This is a genomic window from Bradyrhizobium sp. 31Argb, assembly GCF_043638955.1.
Classification (GTDB): domain Bacteria; phylum Pseudomonadota; class Alphaproteobacteria; order Rhizobiales; family Xanthobacteraceae; genus Bradyrhizobium.
Genome location: NZ_JBEGDB010000482.1, coordinates 1 through 3,040, shown reverse-complemented (window position 1 = coordinate 3,040; position 3,040 = coordinate 1). Strand labels below are relative to the sequence as shown.

Below are 3,040 nucleotides of genomic sequence, written 5' to 3'. Positions count from 1 at the left end.
AAAGCTCGCGCCAAACTCGGCCGCGCCTATCCAGCCACCCCCAAAGAGTCAAAATCACTGTGATAGACCACTAGTCGTTCCGCCTCGTCTTCGGAGAACCCCTTCACCGAAACGCTGCCCATGCCGTTCGCGGTGTAAAACTGCCGGGGAAACCAATTCCGGTAGGCTTCGAGACCTTGATCGCGCGAACTCGCGAGAACCTTCCAGTGCTGGAGGTTTGGGTCGGCCTCCATGGCGCGGAGGAGATCGGTGATGATGTGTTGCTGATCTGGCCGGATACGATCGATACCATCGATAAAAAGGATGGGCGTACCTGAAGCCCCGATTTCGGCGAGAAGATCGGACGCTCTGGCGTGGCGCACACCGAGCGCTGTCGCGAAAGTCGTCCAGCTCGTTCCAAGTAGCCGGTCATTCTTGAGAAAGAGGATCGGGCCCGACTTCGCGGCGTTGGCTCCGAAGTGCTTCAGAACGGCAGATTTGCCGCAACCCGGCAGGCCGCCGATGGAAACAACCCGATGCTTCTCCAGCTGCTTCGCGACTTTCTCCTGCAAACCGTCGCGCGCGACATGAACGTCATCGACCGTTTCGGACACATCGTTGAGCGCATCGAGCGAGGCGGCATTCAGCCGTTTGATGTCGTCGCTGAAGTTCGGTGTAATTTTCAGTCGCACCGAGCCCTTCAGTTGGGCGAGCAGGGACGAACGCGTCCATTTGGCGGCGTTCGCCGCGCCTTCGCGCGCGATGCGGCAGAGGCGATCGAAAAGAAGGATGTCCTGACCGTCGACATTATCCGCGACGATTTCTTGCAGACGATTGACGATCTCAAGGCGGAGCGCACCGCCATCTTCCAGCCCAGCCAGATGGAGCGCGGCGAAATTCCGGTAGAAGTTGACTTCCTCCGCCAGATTGGCCGCGCCAGTAAGAGGCAACAACGCTTCGCGCAGTCCCTTGTCGTCAGCACCCGCCGTGCCGCCCGGCGCGAAATACTGTTCGAAGTCTTTGGCGTCCGGGCTCGCTTTTGCTCTGGCGATCACCCGTGAAAGGCTGCGGAAGGTCGAGTCCGTGACATGCTCGACGACAAATCCACTCGCGTCCGAGTTTTTGATGAAGGTAGCGGTAGCTTGCGTCTTCACAGCCGCCGCGACGATCTCTTTGAATTTCTCATCGGCGCCGCTGATGGTGACGGAGCGCTTAACCTGAAGCTCAAGCGATTTATTCGTACCGGCATGGTCGAGACCGACGATAACATCATCCATGGGATGGCCGTGGCCTTGCCGCTGAACAGCGACGCTGGTGACAATGCCAGGCTGGCCTGCCGCGCGCTCTTGCCGGAGCAGATGCGCGAGGTAATAGGCGACGACCGTGTCTTCATATGTAAACCCCGCGCCGCCGGTCAGTTCGGTGGAGGCCGGTTTTTGTTCAAGTGTGTCGGTCAAGGCATCCCGCCCCCGGGAATCGATTTTCTGAATTCGTTATTGTGCGAGCGAGCAATATTCGCGGCGGAAGGCCTTTATTTAGGCGGCAATTGAGGCGCGGCAAGGGATTGGTTGCGGGGATAGGATTTGAACCTATGACCTTCAGCTTATGAGCCCTGACGAGTTGTAAAAAGCTTATCAGCCCGATAACGGACTGCGTCGATCGCCACGCAGTGGCTGATCGAACCAAAGTCTCCGGCCTAAGTCTCCAAAACGGGAGTTTTCGCGGAACTAGTCGGAGACTTTCGGCAATTCACGCTCCCGGCCACGCGAATTGCGAGTGCGGAGACGGAAACGAATACGCGAAACCCGCAGTTTCCGGGCCATTTGCGCATTTGTCGGGCCAAAACTGAAGGCCGGAGTGGACAGCTGGGCAAGGAGGTATCGAACTCGCAGACGGCGGATTTTTGAGTTGGTTGAGCGAAAGAGATTCAAAACTGGGCCCCGACGAGGGACCTGTTTTTCGCGAAATGCCGTACCGCACCAATTTCCGGCGTTCTAGGATTCGGAGAAAAACGCGTTCTCCAGCCCCATTCGCGGCTCATTTTTAGTACGGTCGGCGTTCTCCAGGACGAACAAAAGTATGAAAACGGCCGAAATTTTCGGGCCTGTCTCCGTTTCGAGGTACGAAATTTCGGGGCGAAGTGGCGGAGAGAGTGGGATTCGAACCCACGGTACGGTTTCCCGCACACACGCTTTCCAAGCGTGCGCCTTAAGCCACTCGGCCATCTCTCCGGAAGCGCCCTCTCTTGAAGGGATGGGGCGGATTTTGCAAGGGAGAGAGGGGGCGGAAGCGGAAATTTCCTTAAGTTTTTGGAACAGCTTGGCTTTTCGGCGGGGTTGGCGGTCGGGATCGGGGCGCGGGTTCGGCCTGTTGAACCCGAATCCTTGCCGTGCCGACGACTGCAAGGCAAATCAGTGGTGGAGGGCGGCGTGAAGCGGACATTTGCGATTCTCGGCCTGGTCGTGGCGGCGGCTATGGGCGCCGGTCCGGCGCTGGCGCAAAGCTGCATCAAGGCGGGCACGGACGTGAGCTGCGACGACGGCGGCGCGGGATGCTTTCGGGCGACACCATCATCTGGAGCGACGGCACGCGCTCGAGCCTGACCTCGCCGCATCCGAGCGTGATCGTCGGCAACCCGTCCTCGGTCAGGGTCGGGCCAGGCGTGTTCGTCGGCAAAGGCAGCGGCGTCGTGCCGATGGAGAATCCAAGCGACTCGCGGCGGGCGCGCTGCCCGGTGCTCGATGGCGTGGCGTATTGCTATTGATCTGCGCTTGCATTGACGGCGTGCGGCCTTCTCACCCCGAGGAGCAGCGCGAGCGGCGTCTCGAGGGGTGGGCCACAGGCTCATCACTCTCCGTCATTCCTGGGGGCGCGCGAAGCGCGAGCCCGGAATCCATCGGACGGCGGACACAAGCGGAGAAATGGATTCCGGGCTCGATGCTATCGCATCGCCCCGGAATGACTGCCTCCGTCATTGCGAGCGGAGCGAAGCAATCCACGTCTCCACAAGCGGATCGGGATAGGGGGAAGCCTCGCGGCTTCGCCCCTCCCACACCACCGG

The 3,040-nt window shown here is 60.0% G+C and carries 2 protein-coding genes and 1 tRNA gene; 1 reads left to right on the top strand and 2 read right to left on the bottom strand.

All coding sequences use genetic code 11. The features are described 5' to 3' along the window. Positions 1 to 26: 26 nt before the first annotated feature. On the bottom strand, positions 27 to 1,436 hold the full coding sequence (locus tag AAFX91_RS40360; protein ID WP_394570204.1) for an AAA family ATPase: 1,410 nt from the start codon (positions 1,434 to 1,436) through the stop codon (positions 27 to 29). 684 nt (positions 1,437 to 2,120) lie between these two features. Next, positions 2,121 to 2,210, bottom strand: a tRNA-Ser gene (locus tag AAFX91_RS40355). Between the two features lie 320 nt (positions 2,211 to 2,530). Here AAFX91_RS40355 and AAFX91_RS40350 point away from each other — a divergent pair. Beyond that, positions 2,531 to 2,743, top strand: coding sequence for a hypothetical protein (locus tag AAFX91_RS40350; RefSeq protein WP_394570203.1), 213 nt, complete (start codon positions 2,531 to 2,533; stop codon positions 2,741 to 2,743). Positions 2,744 to 3,040 lie beyond the last annotated feature (297 nt).